The sequence below is a fragment of the Streptomyces hiroshimensis genome (assembly GCF_014650335.1).
Classification (GTDB): domain Bacteria; phylum Actinomycetota; class Actinomycetes; order Streptomycetales; family Streptomycetaceae; genus Streptomyces; species Streptomyces hiroshimensis.
In genome coordinates this window covers 42,981-58,850 of sequence record NZ_BMUT01000005.1, presented here as the reverse complement: position 1 = coordinate 58,850, position 15,870 = coordinate 42,981, and the positions used below count along the sequence as shown (strand labels likewise).

Annotated in this window: 13 protein-coding genes; 10 read left to right on the top strand and 3 right to left on the bottom strand. The window is 72.3% G+C overall.

Going from position 1 to position 15,870, the window contains the following annotated elements; genetic code table 11:
• Window positions 1-183 precede the first annotated feature (183 nt).
• The 10 genes from IE241_RS13220 to IE241_RS13175 all read left to right on the top strand — a co-directional run bounded on the left by IE241_RS13220 (window position 184) and on the right by IE241_RS13175 (window position 13,433).
• On the top strand, window positions 184-1,143 hold the full coding sequence (locus IE241_RS13220) for an NADP-dependent oxidoreductase (RefSeq protein WP_229899205.1): 960 nt from the start codon (window positions 184-186) through the stop codon (window positions 1,141-1,143).
• Between the two features lie 334 nt (window positions 1,144-1,477).
• Window positions 1,478-2,737 carry a sensor histidine kinase gene (locus tag IE241_RS13215; protein ID WP_190021913.1) on the top strand — a complete coding sequence of 420 codons (1,260 nt, stop codon included), beginning with the start codon at window positions 1,478-1,480 and terminating at the stop codon, window positions 2,735-2,737.
• On the top strand, window positions 2,703-3,428 hold the full coding sequence (locus IE241_RS13210; RefSeq protein WP_190021912.1) for a response regulator: 726 nt from the start codon (window positions 2,703-2,705) through the stop codon (window positions 3,426-3,428). The genes IE241_RS13215 and IE241_RS13210 overlap by 35 nt, the downstream gene beginning before the upstream one ends.
• Before the next feature lie 300 nt (window positions 3,429-3,728).
• Complete coding sequence (locus IE241_RS13205; protein WP_190021911.1) at window positions 3,729-5,663, top strand: acyl-CoA dehydrogenase family protein; 1,935 nt, start codon at window positions 3,729-3,731, stop codon at window positions 5,661-5,663.
• A gap of 400 nt (window positions 5,664-6,063) precedes the next feature.
• Window positions 6,064-7,344, top strand: coding sequence for a 1-deoxy-D-xylulose-5-phosphate reductoisomerase (gene dxr / locus IE241_RS13200; protein WP_190021910.1), 1,281 nt, complete (start codon window positions 6,064-6,066; stop codon window positions 7,342-7,344).
• Complete coding sequence (locus IE241_RS13195) at window positions 7,341-8,642, top strand: M50 family metallopeptidase (RefSeq protein ID WP_190021909.1); 1,302 nt, start codon at window positions 7,341-7,343, stop codon at window positions 8,640-8,642. Before dxr ends, IE241_RS13195 begins: the two co-directional genes overlap by 4 nt.
• 174 nt (window positions 8,643-8,816) lie before the next feature.
• Window positions 8,817-9,974, top strand: a complete 1,158-nt coding sequence (ispG, locus tag IE241_RS13190; protein WP_058046521.1) for a flavodoxin-dependent (E)-4-hydroxy-3-methylbut-2-enyl-diphosphate synthase — start codon at window positions 8,817-8,819, stop codon at window positions 9,972-9,974.
• Between the two features lie 186 nt (window positions 9,975-10,160).
• Window positions 10,161-11,006 carry a GNAT family N-acetyltransferase gene (locus IE241_RS13185; protein WP_190021908.1) on the top strand — a complete coding sequence of 282 codons (846 nt, stop codon included), beginning with the start codon at window positions 10,161-10,163 and terminating at the stop codon, window positions 11,004-11,006.
• A gap of 63 nt (window positions 11,007-11,069) precedes the next feature.
• The gene (locus IE241_RS13180; RefSeq protein ID WP_190021907.1) at window positions 11,070-11,603 is read left to right on the top strand and encodes a GNAT family N-acetyltransferase; all 534 of its coding nucleotides are present in this window, start codon (window positions 11,070-11,072) and stop codon (window positions 11,601-11,603) included.
• Between the two features lie 132 nt (window positions 11,604-11,735).
• Window positions 11,736-13,433, top strand: a complete 1,698-nt coding sequence (locus IE241_RS13175) for a proline--tRNA ligase (protein ID WP_190021906.1) — start codon at window positions 11,736-11,738, stop codon at window positions 13,431-13,433.
• Between the two features lie 194 nt (window positions 13,434-13,627).
• Here the strand turns inward: IE241_RS13175 and IE241_RS13170 are convergent, their stop codons facing one another.
• Genes IE241_RS13170 through IE241_RS13160 form a run of 3 tightly spaced genes read right to left on the bottom strand, consistent with a single transcriptional unit; the run spans window position 13,628 to window position 15,784 of the window.
• Window positions 13,628-14,563: an aminoglycoside phosphotransferase family protein gene (locus IE241_RS13170; protein ID WP_190021905.1), complete on the bottom strand. Its 936-nt coding sequence runs from the start codon at window positions 14,561-14,563 to the stop codon at window positions 13,628-13,630.
• 31 nt (window positions 14,564-14,594) lie between these two features.
• Entirely contained in the window at window positions 14,595-15,095 is a 501-nt protein-coding gene (locus tag IE241_RS13165) for a ferritin-like domain-containing protein (protein ID WP_190021904.1), read from the bottom strand.
• A complete protein-coding gene (locus IE241_RS13160) occupies window positions 15,092-15,784 on the bottom strand; it encodes a hypothetical protein (protein WP_190021903.1) in 693 nt (230 codons plus the stop codon). The genes IE241_RS13165 and IE241_RS13160 overlap by 4 nt, the downstream gene beginning before the upstream one ends.
• Window positions 15,785-15,870 lie beyond the last annotated feature (86 nt).

Here is a 15,870-nt window from a genome sequence, read left to right as displayed (position 1 = left end):
CCATGCAGCAGCCCCGTGCGGTGGCCTCGTGCCGTCGGCTGGGGCGACTGCGGCCCCAGGGCAACCTCGCGACCCGTCTGGCCGGATTCTTGCGAACCGTGGCAGTCAGGCCACTCGTTGTCGTTCGTGATCTCCGGAAGTCTGGGGGCATCGAAACAGAACGACCGCAAGGAGCCCACCGCCATGAACGCAGCCCCCGCCCGCATGCACGCCATCCGTCAGGAGTCCGCCGGCGGCCCCGAGGTGCTGCGCCTGGCCGAGACCGACCGCCCCGTGGCGGGGCCCACCGAGATCCTCGTGCGGGTACGGGCCGCGGGGGTCAACCCCGTCGACTGGAAGACCCGGGCGCGCGGCTACTACTACACCGGGGACACCCCGCCCTTCGGTCTCGGCTTCGACGTCTCGGGTGTGGTCGAGGCGGTCGGCGACGGCGTGACGCTGTACGCCCCGGGCGACGAGGTGTACGGCATGCCGCGCTTCCCGCACCCGGCCGGCGCGTACGCCGAGTACGTCGCCGCGCCCGCCCGGCACTTCGCCCCCAAGCCGCAAGGTCTCGACCACGTACAGGCCGCTGCACTGCCCCTCGCCGCCCTCACGGCGTGGCAGGCCGTCGTGGACACCGCCCGCGTCACCGAGGGGCAGCGCGTGCTGATCCACGCGGCTGCGGGCGGCGTGGGCCACCTGGCCGTCCAGATCGCCAAGGCGCGGGGCGCGTACGTCATCGGAACCGCAAGCGCCGCCAAGCACGAGTTCCTGCGGGGCCTCGGAGCCGACGAACTCATCGACTACCGCGAGCAGGACTTCGCCGAGGAGCTCAGCGGCCTCGACGCCGTCGTGGAGTCCATCAGTGGCGACTACCCGGCCCGCTCCTTGCGTACTCTCCGCGCCGGCGGCACCCTCGTCTCGCTGCTCCCCCTGACGGAGCCGGTCCTCGCCGAGGCGCGCGAGCGCGGCATCCGCGCCGTGCGCATGATGGTCGAGCCCGACCTGGCGGGCCTGCGGGGCATCAGCGAGCTCGTCGAGTCCGGGCGGCTGCGCACCGAGATCGCCGCTGTCCTGCCGCTCGCGGAGGCCGCCAAGGCACACGAACTCGGGGAGACGGGCCGCACCGCCGGGAAGATCGTGCTCACGGTCGGCGACTGACCGCCTCGCCCCATGCCCCCCCGCCCCATGCCGGCCCCCACGCCACGTGTGCGGCTGCCGCAAGCCCGGCCTCATGCCCGCACAGTGCGCCCCGTGCCCAGCCCAGAGCGCGGAGCGCACTGCGTTCCCCCGTACCGTCGGCCTGTCCCCCGTACCAACCCGGGCCGACCTCACCGACGGTACGGAGCGGCTGCGCGCCGGTCGTCCCGTAACGGGTGGAATTCCTCCCTCAACCCACGCAGTAGCCGGAAGGTCTTCTCCAACCGGCGCGGTAGGCGGCACAGCCTCCGCCTGACCGATGCCCAACCGCTGCCACGGCGGCTACCCTGCGGCGATGCGGACGGTTCGGGCGCTGGAACGGCATGTCGCGGGCTGGCCGAGGGCGGCCCTGGACGTGCCGTTGGCGGTGGGCTTCACCGTCGTGGCACTGCTGCTCGCCAGTGAACGCCCGCCCGAAGGCTGGTACTGGGACCGGCCGGATGCCCTGGGCTACGGGCTGATCTGCGTCATCAACCTCTCCCTCGCAGCCCGCCGCCGCGCGCCCGTCACGGTCTTCGCCGGCGCCACCGCCTTGTGGCTGTGGTACATCGCGGCCGGGTTCTGGCCGGTCGTCAACAGTGCAGCCCTGATGCTGGCGCTGTACACGGTCGCCTCCGTACGCCGCACGGCCCACGCCGCGGTCTGCGGCGCCGTGCTCGCCGCGGTCTGGGTGACTGGCGGGCTGCTCTCCCGGAACAACGACATCACGACGGCTTTAGCCCAGTCCCTGGTCGTGCCCTGCATCCTGTGGAAGTTCGGCGACAACGCGCGCAAGTTGGCCGCCCGCAACCGCACCCTGTCCGAGCTGACCGAGCAGCTCCGCCGCGAGCGCGAGGAGAACGCCCGCCGCGCCGTCGCCGAGGAGCGCGTCCGCATCGCCCGCGAGCTGCACGACGTGGTCGCCCACCACATGTCGGTGATATCCGTCCAGGCGGGCCTCGCCCACTACGTCTTCACAGCCGACCCCGGCACCGCGCGCAACGCACTCGGCACCATCTCGGCCACCAGCGGCGAGGCTCTGGAGGAACTGCGCCGGCTCCTGGCCGTCCTGCGCGTCGGCCCGGAGGGCGTTGGCGAGAACGCTGGCGAGGGCCCGTACCAGCCGACGCCCGGCTTGGACCGGCTCGAGGAGACGGCCGACCGGGTGCGGGCGGCAGGCGTTGAAGTGGAACTGCGGATCGAGGGGGAGTGGCGGCCCCTCGCGCCGGGCCCCGACCTGTGCGCGTACCGCGTCGTCCAGGAGGCGCTGACGAACGTCATCAAGCACGCCCGCCCCGCGCGGGCCACCGTCCACGTCGCGTTCAGCTCGCACCGGCTGTCCGTACGGGTCACCGACACCGGGCAGGGAAACGTTCCGGCCATCCCGGACCCGACAGGCGGGCACGGGTTGATCGGCATGCGCGAGCGCGCCAGGATCTACGGGGGAACCCTGGCCGCCGGCCCGCGCGACGAGGGCGGGTTCGAGGTCCGGCTCACCCTCCCGTTGCAGCCGGCGTCGCACGGGAGAGGGACGGCGGGGGATGACTGGGAAGGCCGGAGAGACCAAGGCCCCTGATACGGGCCCCACGGGGGACATCCGTGTCCTCGTCGTCGACGACCAGGTACTCATCCGCGCCGGCGTCGCCGCCCTGCTGCGCGCCGCGCCCGGCATGGAGGTCGTCGCCGAGGCGTCCGGCGGCCAGGAGGCCATAGCGCTCGCCGCGAAGCACCGGCCCGACGTGATCCTCATGGACATCCGGATGCCCGACCTCAGCGGCATCACGGCCACCGAGCGCATCCTGCGGGACGCGCCGCCCCCTCCGCCCCGTGTCCTGGTGCTGACCACCTTCGACCTCGACGAGTACGTGTATGCGGCCTTGCGCGCCGGCGCGGCCGGTTTCCTCCTCAAGGACGCGGGCCCGCAGCGGCTCCTGGCGGCCGTCACGGCCGTGGCAGGGGGCGACACACTCTTCGCGCCCAGCGTCACCCGCCGCCTCGTCGAGGCGTTCACCCAGCGCGCCGGCGTCGGCGCCGCTGCGCCGCCCGGCGCCGCCCTTGAGGCGCTGACCGGCCGGGAGCTGGAGGTACTGCGCGCCACCGCACGGGGCCTGTCCAACGCCGAGATCGCCGCCGAGCTCGTCATCAGCGAGGCCACCGTCAAGACCCACCTCAACCGTGCGATGGCCAAGCTCGGCCTCTGCAGCCGTGCACAGGCGGTCGTCGTCGCCTACGAGAGCGGTCTGGTCACCCCGGGCATGGGGCGCTGACCGGCCGCCCCATGCCCCATGCCTCGTCCCATGGCCCCATGCCCTGCATGAGGCGGCAACTGCTCCCCGCCCCATGCCCCGCACGGGGCGCCAACTACTCCCCGCCCTGAGCCCCGCATGGGGCATCGTCCCGCGCCCCGCACGAGGCGCCGTCCCCGCTCCGCGCGGCCCTCTCGCTGCTCCCCGGGCCGGAACGTTGCGCGAGGTCTGGTAGATGCCGGGAGGATCGGGTACATACGGTCCAGTAGTACCGGTCGGTAGCCGACCGGGACGGCCCCGACTGAAGCGGCGAGGTGCCTCATGACCGCACCATCCGTACGACCGGTCTCCGAGCGCGAAGCACGCCAGGTCGCCGAAGCGGCCCGGGAGCAGGACTGGAAGAAGCCGAGCTTCGCCAAGGAGCTCTTCCTCGGCCGGTTCCGCCTCGACCTGATCCACCCGCACCCGACCCCCGCGCTGGAGGATGTACGGCGCGGCGAGGAGTTCCTCGCGAAGCTGCGCGACTTCTGCGAGAACCGTATCGACCCCGCCCGGATCGAGCGCGAGGCGAGGATCCCGGACGAGACGGTGAACGGGCTCAAGGAGCTCGGCGCCCTCGGTATGAAGATCGACACCAAGTACGGGGGCCTCGGGCTCACGTCGGTCTACTACAACAAGGCCCTCGCCGTCGTGGGCTCCGTCAGCCCGGCCGTCGGCGCGCTGCTCTCCGCCCACCAGTCGATCGGGGTGCCCCAGCCGCTCAAACTTTTCGGTACTCAGCAGCAGAAGGAAACCTTCCTCCCGCGGTGCGCACACACCGACATTTCGGCGTTCCTGCTCACCGAGCCGGACGTCGGTTCCGACCCCGCGCGCCTCGCCACTTCCGCGGTCCCCGACGGCGACGACTACATCCTCGACGGGGTCAAGCTCTGGACGACCAACGGCGTCGTCGCGGACCTGCTGGTCGTCATGGCACGGGTCCCCAGGAGCGAGGGCCATAAGGGAGGTATCACGGCCTTCGTCGTCGAGGCCGCGGCGGACGGCGTCACCGTCGAGCGCCGCAACGCCTTCATGGGCCTGCGCGGCCTCGAGAACGGCGTCACCCGCTTCCACCAGGTGCGCGTCCCCGCCGCCAACCGCATCGGCCCCGAGGGCTCCGGACTCAAGATCGCCCTGACGACGCTCAACACCGGCCGGCTCTCCATCCCCGCCATGTGCGTCGCCGGCGGCAAGTGGGCGCTGAAGATCGCCCGCGAGTGGTCCACGGCGCGTGAGCAGTGGGGCAAGCCCATCGCCAAGCACGAGGCGGTGGGATCGAAGATCTCCTTCATCGCCGCGACCACCTTCGCCCTGGAGGCAGTCCTCGACCTCTCGGGCCAGATGGCCGACGAGAACCGTAACGACATCCGTATCGAGGCCGCCCTCGCCAAGCTGTACGCCAGCGAGATGGCCTGGCTGATGACCGACGAACTCGTGCAGATCCGCGGCGGACGGGGCTACGAGAGCGCCGCCTCGCTCGCCGCACGGGGCGAGCGCGCCGTCCCCGCCGAGCAGATGCTGCGCGACGCGCGCATCAACCGCATCTTCGAGGGCTCCACGGAGATCATGCACCTGCTGATCGCTCGCGAGGCCGTGGACGCCCACCTCTCCGTCGCAGGCGACCTGATCGACCCGGACAAGTCCTTGGGCGACAAGGCCCGCGCAGGAGCCCGCGCAGGGGGCTTCTACGCCCGCTGGCTGCCCAAACTGGTCACCGGCCCCGGGCAGCTCCCGCGCACCTACGCGGAATTCCGTCCCGCGGGCCACCGCGACCTCGCCACCCACCTCCGCTACGTCGAGCGTTCCTCGCGCAAACTCGCCCGCTCCACCTTCTACGCCATGTCGCGCTGGCAGGGCCGCATGGAGACCAAGCAGGGCTTCCTCGGGCGCATCGTCGACATCGGCGCGGAGCTCTTCGCGATGAGCGCGGCCTGCGTCCGTGCGGAGCGGCTGCGTGCCGAGGGTGAGCACGGCGTGGAAGCGTACGAGCTCGCCGACGCCTTCTGCCGGCAGGCCAGGATCCGCACGGAGGAGCTCTTCGGGCGGCTATGGACGAACACCGACGACCTCGACCGCAAGGTCGTCTCCGGAGTGATGTCCGGGGCGTACGAGTGGCTCGAGGCCGGCATCCTCGACCCCAGCGGTGACGGCCCCTGGATCGCGGACGCCACACCCGGCCCGGCCAAGACGGACAACGTCCACCGCCCCATCCGCTGAGCCCGCAGTCCCGCGCGAGGTGGCCTCCGCCTCATGCGGGGGTGCGGGTGCCCCCGCATGAGGCGGAGACCTTGCGCCCCGTGCGCAGCGTTCCCCGCCCCATGCACAGGGTCTCCCCGCCCCACGCAGCCCCGCCCCGCCCCACGCGGGGCGGTCTGCCGCGCCCCATGCGGCGGGGTGGTCTGCCTCGCCCCATGCGGGCGTGGCCTCGGCCCGTGCGCAGCCGGCATTCCGCCCCATGCGTGCCTGCCCTCGCCCCATGCGGGCGCCCCCGCCCCGCGCTCACCCCCGGCTCCTCGCTACCGGTAAGCCCGCCCCCGCCCCACGCCGACACCGCTCCCCAGAGGCCGTACGGGGGCTCCCTGTCCGCTCTCCGGGCGGAAGACGCAACAATGAGTCCATGACGGACTCCCTCGCTGACCCGCATCTGCGCTACTCCGCCCCCACCGCCGCGGGCGGACCCCGCGAGATCGTGATCCTCGGTTCGACCGGCTCGGTCGGGACCCAGGCCATCGATCTCGTGCTCCGCAACCCCGACCGGTTCCGGGTGACCGGCCTGTCGGCCGCCGGCGGCCGCGTGGGGCTCCTCGCCGAGCAGGCGCGGCAGCTGCGGGTGCGCACCGTCGCCGTCGCCCGTGCCGAGACCGTGCCCGCGCTGCGCGAGGCGCTGGCGGTGCAGTACGGGGCGGGGGAGCCGCTCCCCGAGATCCTGGCGGGGCCCGAGGCGGCCACCGAGCTGGCGCGCAGCGAGTGCCACACCGTCCTCAACGGGATCACCGGCTCGATCGGCCTGGCGCCGACCCTGGCCGCCCTGGAGGCCGGCCGGACGCTCGCGCTGGCCAACAAGGAGTCGCTGATCGTCGGCGGCCCGCTGGTCAAGGCGCTCGCCAAGCCCGGCCAGATCATCCCCGTGGACTCCGAGCACGCCGCGCTCTTCCAGGCGCTGCTGGGCGGCACGCGCGCCGAGGTCCGCAAGCTGGTCGTCACGGCCTCGGGCGGGCCCTTCCGGGGCCGTACGAAGGCCGAGCTGGCCTCCGTCACCCGTGAGGACGCCCTCGCGCACCCGACCTGGTCCATGGGGCCGGTGATCACGATCAACTCCGCGACCCTGGTCAACAAGGGACTGGAGGTCATCGAGGCGCACCTGCTGTACGACATCCCGTTCGACCGCATCGAGGTCGTCGTCCACCCGCAGTCCTACGTCCACTCGATGGTGGAGTTCGTGGACGGCTCCACGCTGGCCCAGGCCACCCCGCCGGACATGCGCGGCCCCATCGCCATCGGCCTGGGCTGGCCGGAGCGGATCCCGGACGCGGCCCCCGCCTTCGACTGGTCCACGGCCTCCACCTGGGAGTTCTTCCCGCTCGACGAGGAGGCCTTCCCGTCGGTCGCCCTGGCCCGGCACGTGGGCGAGCTCGGGGGCACGGCGCCCGCCGTCTTCAACGCGGCCAACGAGGAGTGCGTCGACGCCTTCCTCGCGGGCGGGCTGCCGTTCAACGGGATTGTCGATACGGTCGCGGAGGTGGTGGCGGAACACGGCACGCCCACCACGGGAACCCGCCTCACCGTCGCGGACGTCTTGGAAGCGGAGGCCTGGGCACGCGCCCGGGCCCGTGAACTGGCAGCGCGGACGGCTCCGGCATCCCGTACCGCGAAGGCGACCTCGGAGGCCCGCGCATGACGACACTGATGACGGTCCTCGGGATAGTCGTCTTCGTGGTGGGCCTGCTCTTCTCGATCGCCTGGCACGAGCTCGGCCACCTGTCGACCGCGAAGCTCTTCGGCATCCGCGTGCCGCAGTACATGGTCGGCTTCGGGCCGACGATCTTCTCGCGCAAGAAGGGCGAGACCGAGTACGGGGTCAAGGCCATCCCGCTCGGCGGCTACATCCGCATGATCGGGATGTTCCCGCCCGGCGCGGACGGCCGGATCGCCGCCCGCTCCACCTCGCCGTGGCGCGGCATGATCGAGGACGCCCGCTCGGCCGCCTTCGAGGAGCTGCAGCCCGGTGACGAGTCCCGGCTGTTCTACACGCGCAAGCCGTGGAAGCGCGTGATCGTGATGTTCGCCGGGCCGTTCATGAACCTCGTCCTGGCCGTCGTGATCTTCCTCGGCGTGATGATGTCCTTCGGGATCAACACGCAGACGACGACCGTCTCCACCGTCTCCGACTGCGTCGTCGCAGCGAGCGCCCAGACCGACAAGTGCGGCAAGGGGAACCCGGACTCCCCGGCCAAGGCCGCCGGCCTCAAGCCGCGCGACAAGATCGTGGCGTTCAACGGGCACCGTACGGACGACTGGGCCACGCTCCAGAAGGAGATCCGCAAGACCACCGGCCCCGCCACCGTCACCGTCGAGCGGGACGGCGTCCGTAAGACCCTGAGCGCGAACCTCATCTCCAACCAGGTCCAGAAGTACGACAGCAAGGGCGCGCCCATCAAGGGGCAGTACGTGACGGCCGGCTTCCTCGGCTTCGCGCCCGCCACGGGCGTCGTGCCGCAGAGCTTCGGCCAGTCCGTCGACCGTATGGGCGACATGGTGCAGTCCGGCGTCGAGTCACTGATCGCCCTTCCCAGCAAGATCCCCGACCTGTGGAACGCTGCCTTCGACGGCGGCGAGCGCAAGGCGGACTCCCCGATGGGCGTCGTCGGCGCGGCACGGGTCGGCGGTGAGGTCTTCAACCTCGACATCCCGCCGTCGCAGCAGATCGCCACCATGCTGTTCCTGGTCGCGGGCTTCAACCTCTCGCTGTTCCTGTTCAACATGCTGCCCCTGCTGCCGCTGGACGGCGGGCACATCGCCGGGGCCCTGTGGGAGTCCGTGCGGCGCGCCTTCGCGAAGGTGTTCCGCCGCCCCGACCCGGGGCCGTTCGACGTCGCGAAGCTGATGCCGGTCGCCTATGTGGTGGCGGGAATCTTCATCTGCTTCACTCTTCTCGTCCTCATCGCGGACGTGGTGAATCCTGTGCGGCTCACCTAGCGCGAAGCGGGGACAAACGCCCGTTTGTGGCGACCGGCTGCAGTCTGTGGCCGGTCGTCTACGTTTGGGGGGCCTCCGCGGTGGGATGTGCTTCGAACGGACCGGGTGCCGTAATCTCGAAGCGGAGCCCGCCGATCTCGGGACCTTGATTCACACCTTGGGGTTGCTCGCCACATGACTGCGATTTCGCTTGGAATGCCTTCCGTTCCGATCAAGCTCGCCGACCGCAGGGTCAGCCGCAAGATCCAGGTCGGCTCCGTGGCCGTCGGAGGCGACGCACCCGTCTCGGTGCAGTCGATGACGACGACCAGGACGTCGGACATCGGTGCCACGCTTCAGCAGATCGCGGAGCTGACGGCGTCGGGCTGCCAGATCGTGCGGGTGGCCTGTCCCACGCAGGATGACGCGGACGCGCTTCCGGTGATCGCGAAGAAGTCGCAGATTCCGGTGATCGCGGACATCCACTTCCAGCCGAAGTACGTTTTCGCGGCGATCGATGCGGGGTGCGCGGCGGTCCGTGTGAACCCGGGCAACATCAAGCAGTTCGACGACAAGGTCAAGGAGATCGCGAAGGCGGCCTCGGATGCGGGTACGCCGATCCGTATCGGTGTGAACGCGGGGTCGCTGGACCGGCGGCTGCTGCAGAAGTACGGCAAGGCGACGCCTGAGGCGCTGGTGGAGTCGGCGCTGTGGGAGGCGTCGCTCTTCGAGGAGCACGGCTTCCGCGACATCAAGATCTCGGTCAAGCACAACGACCCGGTCGTCATGGTCAACGCGTACCGTCAGCTGGCGGCGCAGTGTGATTACCCGCTGCACCTGGGTGTGACGGAGGCGGGGCCGGCGTTCCAGGGCACGATCAAGTCCGCGGTGGCGTTCGGTGCGCTGCTGTCGGAGGGCATCGGTGACACGATCCGTGTCTCGCTGTCGGCGCCGCCGGCGGAGGAGATCAAGGTCGGCATGCAGATCCTGGAGTCCCTGGGCCTGCGCCAGCGCCGTTTGGAGATCGTCTCCTGCCCGTCCTGCGGTCGTGCGCAGGTGGATGTGTACAAGCTCGCGGATCAGGTCAGTGCCGGTCTGGAGGGCATGGAGGTGCCGCTGCGCGTCGCGGTGATGGGCTGCGTCGTGAACGGTCCGGGTGAGGCCCGTGAGGCCGATCTGGGTGTCGCTTCGGGTAACGGCAAGGGGCAGATCTTCGTCAAGGGCGAGGTCATCAAGACCGTGCCGGAGTCGAAGATCGTGGAGACCCTCATCGAGGAAGCCCTGAAGATCGCCGAGCAGATGGAGAAGGACGGCGTCGCCTCCGGCGAGCCCAAGATCAGCGTCGCCGGCTGACCCCTCACGGGCGCCTCGTGCGCCCACGCACACCGCTGTGCCCCGCCTCCCGTCCAGCACGGGGCGGGGCACCGGCGGTTCCCGCCCCATGCGGCCACAAGGGGGGTGCGCCAGGAGGCTGAGAGGTACAGTTCCAAGACCTGTTCCCATGGCCTCGGGCCCCGCGACGGTGAGGCAAATCCACACGTGCTGACGACGACCACCACCAAGGTCCTGGAGCCCGGCGACATCGAGGCCGCCCTCGACGTCCTCGACCGCGACCCCGTCGCCAACGCCTTCGTCGCCGCCCGCGTCCAGGTCGCGGGCCTCGATCCCTGGCGGCTCGGCGGCGAGATGTGGGGCTGGTACTCCGGCGGCCGCCTCGAGTCCCTCTGCTACGCAGGCGCCAACCTCGTCCCCATCTGCGCGGGGCCCGAGGCCGTACGGGCCTTCGCCGACCGTGCACGCCGCGCGGGGCGCCGCTGCTCCTCCATCGTGGGCCCCGCGGAGGCCACGTCCGCGCTCTGGTCGCTCCTCGAGCCCCACTGGGGCCCCGCGCGCGAGGTCCGCGCCCACCAGCCCCTCATGGTCACCCGCTCCATGCCCGCCGACATCGAGGCCGATCCCCTCGTCCGCCGCATCCGCAAGGACGAGATGGAAGTGATCATGCCGGCCTGCGTGGCCATGTTCACCGAGGAGGTCGGCGTCTCCCCGCTCGCCGGGGACGGCGGGCTCCTCTACCAGGCCCGCGTCGCCGAGCTCGTGGGCTCCGGCCGCTCCTTCGCCCGCATCGAGGACGGCCGTGTCGTCTTCAAGGCCGAGATCGGCGCCGCGACGCCCCGCGCCTGCCAGATCCAGGGCGTCTGGGTCGCCCCCGAGCACCGCGGCCGCGGCCTGTCCGTGACCGGCATGGCGGCCGTCCTGCGCTACGCCCTCGCCGAGGTCTCGCCCGTCGTCAGCCTCTACGTCAACGACTACAACACCGCGGCACGGGCCGCCTACCGGCGCGTGGGCTTCGAGGAGACCGGCGCGTTCATGAGCGTGCTGTTCTGAGCCGGCGTGCTGTTCCGACCCGCCGGGCCCCGCGCGCAGGGAACCTGCGGGTAGCCTCCCCGCATGGATGACATCGTGGTCGGGCCGCTCGACCTCGCCGCGCGGGTCGACGACGCGCTGGCCGTGCAGGCACAGGCCTTCGGGCTCACCGCGGAAGAGGTCGCCGTACGGCGGCACATCGTGCTGCGCCACCTCGCCTCCCGCGGTGCCCGCGCCCTCGGGGCAACCGCCCGGGGCGGGCGGCTCGTCGGCTTCGTCTACGGGATGCCCAACGACCGCACCCACTGGTGGTCGGGCGTCGTCGAGCCCTACCTGCGCGCCACGGGCACCGAAGGGTGGCTCGACGATTCCTTCGTCATCACGGAGCTGCACGTCCACCCCGACTTCCAGAAACGGGGCATCGGCCGGGCCCTCATCACCATGATCACCGACAGCGCCGCCGAGCCGCGCTCGATCCTCTCCGCCGTCGACACCGAGTCCCCGGCCCGTGCCCTCTACCGCAGGCTCGGCTACCGCGACCTGGCGCGCCCCGTGCACTTCCCCAGCGCCCAGAGCCCGTACGTGGTGATGGGGGCCCCGCTGCCGCTGCTGGGGTGAGGCACGGGGCCGGAGGGTGGGGCCGCGTGGGCCGCCGGACGTGATCCCGCCCGGCGTGAGAACTCGTTTCAGCGGAGCCCCGGCTGCCGCTAGTCTCCTGACCATTCCCTACGCCTTGCCAGGAGACCCACGATGGCCCATGTCCAGCGCATGTCCACCACGCTGCTGAAGACACTGCGCGACGACCCGGCCGACGCGGAGACCGCCAGCCACAAGCTGCTGGTCCGCGCCGGCTACGTCCGACGCTCGTCCGCCGGTGTCTGGACCTGGCTGCCGCTCGGCAAGAAGGTGCTGGACAACGTCTCCCGGGTGGTGCGGGAGGAGATGGACGCCATCGGGGGCCAGGAGGTCCTGCTGCCCGCCCTGCTGCCCAAGGAGCCCTACGAGGCCAGCGGGCGCTGGGAGGAGTACGGCGACCTCCTCTTCCGCCTCAAGGACCGCAAGGGCGCCGACTACCTGCTCGGCCCCACGCACGAGGAGATCTTCACCCTCACGGTCAAGGACCAGTGCACGTCCTACAAGGACCTGCCCGTGATCCTCTACCAGATCCAGACCAAGTACCGTGACGAGGCCCGGCCCCGCTCCGGCGTGCTGCGCGGGCGCGAGTTCCAGATGAAGGACTCCTACTCCTTCGACACCACGGACGAAGGGCTCGCCGAGTCCTACCGTCTGCACCGCGAGGCGTACACCCGCATCTTCGAGCGCCTCGGCCTCGACTACCGCGTCGTCTCCGCCGTCTCGGGCGCCATGGGCGGCTCCGCGTCCGAGGAGTTCCTCGCCCCGGCCGCAGCCGGCGAGGACACCTTCGTGGACTGCCCGCAGTGCGACTACGCCGCCAACACCGAAGCCGTCACCGTGGCCGTGAGCCCCTCCGACCCCGCCGGCCACGGGGCCGTCGAGGAGCTGGACACGCCCGACACGCCCACCATCGAGACCCTCGCGGCCCACCTCGGCGTGCCGGCCTCCGCGACGCTGAAGAACCTCCTCGTCAAGGTCGACGGCGAGATCACCGCCGTCGGCGTGCCGGGCGACCGCGAGGTCGACCTCGGCAAGCTGGGGGAGCACCTGGCACCCGCCGTCGTCGAGCTGGTCACCGCCGAGGACTTCGCGGACCGGCCCGACCTCGTACGGGGCTACGTCGGCCCGCAGGGCCTCAAGCTGCGCTACATCGCCGACCCGCGCGTGGCGCCCGGCACCGCCTGGATCACCGGTGCCAACAAGCCCGGTACGCACGCCCGTAACGTGGTGTGCGGACGGGACTTCGAGGTCGACCAGTACCTCGATGTCGTCGTGGTCGAGCCGGGCGACCCCTGCCCCCGCTGCGGGGCGGGACTGGAGATCGGCCGGGCGATCGAGATCGGCCACATCTTCCAGCTGGGCCGCAAGTACGCCGACGCCTTCGGGCTCGACGTCCTCGGGCAGAACGGCAAGCCGGTCCGCGTCACCATGGGTTCGTACGGCATCGGCGTCTCCCGCGCCGTGGCGGCTCTCGCCGAGCAGACGCACGACGAGTCCGGCCTGTGCTGGCCCCGCGAGGTCGCCCCGGCGGACGTGCACATCGTCGCGGCGGGCAAGGCCGTACAGACCGAACTCGCCCTGGAGCTCGCCGACAAGCTGGGTTCGGCAGGCGTCCGGGTCCTCGTCGACGACCGCACCGGCGTCTCCCCGGGCGTGAAGTTCACCGACGCCGAGCTGATCGGCATCCCGGAGATCCTGGTGGTCGGCCGCGGGGCGCCCCAGGGGCTCGTCGAGCTGAAGGACCGGCGCACGGGTGCCCGTGAGGAGCTCCCGGTCGCCGAGGCGATCGAGCGCCTCAGCGCGCGCCGCTGACGGTTCGTCGAAGACGGCCGGGGCCCCGTGCCCCGGCCGCATGGGGCGGAGCCTGAACTCGCATGGGGCGGGATTCCGGCATGGCATGGGGCGGAGACGGGGTCCGCATGGGGCGCGGGTGCTCGCGCCGCATGGGGCGGAGAAGGGCCCGCATGGGGCGGAGGCTCCCGCACCGCATGGGGCGGGACACCCCGTCAGAGCATCCCCGCGAACTCCAGCAGGAGTTCGCCCCGTGCGCGCGCCCCTGAGGCGAGTTCGCGCATGCCCGCCTCCGCCGTACGGAAGAGGGTCCAGCCGCGCAGCCGGTCGCGGTCGACGTCCAGGGCGTCGGCGAGCTTGGCCACACGCCGCCGGGCGATGGCTGCGGCCCCGGGCGAGGCCATCAGGGTGTCGACCCGGTCACGGGCGAGCCACGCCAGGTCGTAGGCCCGCTCACCCACCAGCGGCCTGGGGCCGACGGCCAGCCAAGGGGCCCGCTCGCCCGCCAGCACCTTGCCCTGCTCGTAGTCACCGTGCAGCAGCGACGCCGGCTCTGCGGCGTCGGCGTCGGCCGTCAGCGCGTCCCGTAGCTCCAGGGCCTCGTCGACGACGGCTCGGGCGTCGGCCGCCCACGGCTGCTCGCGCTGCTTCCGCAGGTCGCCTGCGAGGCGCGTCGTGTGGTCGGCCACCGAAAGGAACGGGTGGTCATCTGCCGGACGCACCCACAGGCGTTGCAGCGTCGCCGTCGCTTCCAGGACCGCCTTCGCCTCGGCCAGGGACCGCAGGCTCACACCGGCACGCAGCCGCTCCAGGAGGAGTGCGCCCGCCTCGGGCTCCGCCTGGAGCACCCGGACCGCCCCCAGGCCGTTCCAGTACGCCAGCGCCGCATGCTCCAAGGCGGCAGCCTCGCCCGGCACTTCCAGCTTCAGCACGGCGCCCGTGCCGTCGGCGCGGCGCGCGAGGACGACGACGCTGCTCCGCCCGCCCGGCTCGTGCACCCGCTCCGGGGTCAGCTCCCAGCGCTCCGCGAACTCGCGCACCCGCTCCGGCAGCGAAGCGAGCCACTGGCGCCCCGCCCCGTCCGCCGGCTCGGAGCCCAGGGTCCGCACCAGCCGCTCCGGAGGTGCGAAGCGGTCGTCGGCGTTGCTCATATCCCTGTGCTGTCCTTTTCGTCCTTGCCGGTCAGGGGCGGTCGGGTGAACCGCTTGGCGCGCCCGGAGCAGTCCGCTCCGTGAGCCCAGGGAAGGCTACGCCGCCGCCACCGCGCCAGCGCACGGCGCGCACTGCCGCCTCACGCAGCCCGCCGGCCGCCTCGATCCGCAGGTCACCACGGGCGGCTGCCACAAGATCGGCGTATACGGCCGCGACGCGCGCCTCAAGCTCCGCCGCCAGCCGCACGGCGGCGTCCGCATCCGGGACGGGGAACGGCAGCGCGTACCCGGCCGCCGCAGCCTCGGGCACGCCGCCCAGGTCCCGTACGGCCCGGCTCATCGCGTCGCGCCGCGCACGGTGCGCGTCGTAGGCCTCGCGCGCCTCCGCCGACCGTTCCTGCGCCACGCGCGCGCCGACGACTCCGTAGCCGTACACGGCGGCGTGCTCGGCCCCGAGCGCGGCCTGGGCCGCCCGCAGCGCCTCCCGCACGGCGGGGTCCTTGGGCGCCCTGGGGCTCGCCGTCTCCGTCATGCGTCACTCCCCAGCAGGTAGGCGTGGGCCGCGCCCGCGGCGGCCACCGAGGCGAGCAGCCGGGCCAGTTCGGGCGGGGCGGAGCCGAGAGCCTTGGCGCGGTTGTCCGCCGTGCGCCGCTCGGCGTCGGCCAGCGCGGCCAGGGCCGCTTTCTCATCGCCCGGTACGTCGTCTGTACGCGCGGAAGCGGAAGCGCCTGGGGCGAGGGAGCCCGTAGAAGGCGACGACGACTCAGAAGGGCCCGGGGAGCCGGACGGCGCCGGGGTCGTCGCCCCGTGCGATTCCTCCGCACCCTCGTCCGCTGCCTCATGCGGGGCCCCATGCGAGCCCCCCTCCGCCGCCCCATGCACCGCCTCATGCGAACCCCGCGGCACGCCCGACGCCCCCCGCCGCGCGCCGAAAGCCTCCGCATGGCGCGCCACTTCCTCCCGCAGCGGCCGCAGCCGCTCCGCGAGCCCCCCGTGCGCCGCGATCGTGGCGTCGTAGCGCGCCAGCAGCTGCGTGGAGTCGTGCCCCGCCGCGGTGCGCAGCCGCTCCGCGGCGGAAGGGCCTGCGGGTGCCCCTGAGGCGCCCGAACAGCCGGTGAGCAGCCCCCCGGCGCCGGCGCTCAGCAGAACCGCGGCGCCCCCTGCCAGTACCCTGCGTCGGTGCGGGCCGGCCGGGCCCCGCGTCGTCGTCGTGAACGCCACGATCCTCTTTCCGCCGGTCCGGTCATGATCACCGCACGTGAGCGTACCGGCGCGCCGGCCGATGGCCGTGGACGAGGCACCGAATC